Raw genomic sequence first — 1,124 nt, 5'->3', positions numbered from 1 at the left:
CGGATGGCGAAGCGCAGACCGTTTTCCATCGCGATCGGTGCGATCAGCTCAACGCCGAACGACACGTTGTCGCCGGGCATGACCATCTCGGTGCCTTCCGCCAGGGTCACGGTGCCGGTCACGTCAGTTGTACGGAAGTAGAACTGAGGACGGTAGTTCGCGAAGAACGGAGTGTGACGACCGCCTTCTTCCTTGGTCAGGATGTAGGCTTCGGCTTCGAACTTGGTGTGCGGTGTAACCGAACCCGGCTTACACAGAACCTGGCCACGCTCAACACCGTCACGATCCACACCACGCAGCAGGGCGCCGATGTTGTCGCCTGCTTCACCGCGGTCCAGCAGCTTGCGGAACATTTCAACGCCGGTGCAGGTGGTTTTCGCGGTGTCGCGGATGCCGACGATTTCAATCTCGTCGCCAACGTTGATCACGCCACGCTCGACACGACCGGTCACAACGGTACCACGGCCCGAGATCGAGAACACGTCTTCGATCGGCATCAGGAACGGCTGGTCAACAGCACGCTCAGGCGTGTCGATGTAGTCATCAACAGCCGCCATCAGTTCCTTGATTTTCTCTTCGCCGATTTCCGGGTTGTTGCCTTCCATCGCGGCCAGAGCCGAACCTGCAACGATCGGAATATCGTCGCCGGGGTATTCGTAGCTGGACAGCAGTTCGCGAACTTCCATCTCAACCAGTTCCAGCAGCTCTTCGTCGTCGACCTGGTCAACTTTGTTCAGGAACACGACCATCTTCGGGATGCCAACCTGGCGGCCCAGCAGGATGTGCTCACGCGTCTGCGGCATCGGGCCGTCAGCAGCGTTCACAACCAGGATCGCGCCGTCCATCTGGGCGGCACCGGTGATCATGTTCTTGACGTAGTCGGCGTGGCCGGGGCAGTCAACGTGCGCATAGTGGCGGTTGTCGGTCTCGTATTCCACGTGGGCGGTCGAGATGGTGATGCCGCGCGCTTTTTCTTCCGGCGCACCGTCGATCTGGTCATACGCTTTGAAGTCACCGAAATACTTGGTGATTGCTGCGGTCAGCGTCGTTTTACCATGGTCAACGTGGCCAATCGTGCCGATGTTGACGTGCGGTTTTGTACGCTCAAACTTTTCCTTTGCCAT

Annotated in this window: 1 protein-coding gene; it reads right to left on the bottom strand. The window is 58.8% G+C overall.

Annotated elements, in window-relative coordinates; all coding sequences use genetic code 11:
* Positions 1–1,124, bottom strand: a 1,124-nt coding sequence (gene tuf / locus ACR0MO_RS21630; RefSeq protein WP_480893309.1) for an elongation factor Tu, incomplete at both ends; no start/stop codon positions are given.

The organism is Ruegeria sp. K5 (assembly GCF_056531805.1).
The sequence above is the reverse complement of the archived record's forward strand: the minus strand, read 5'-3'. Positions and strand labels throughout refer to the sequence as shown.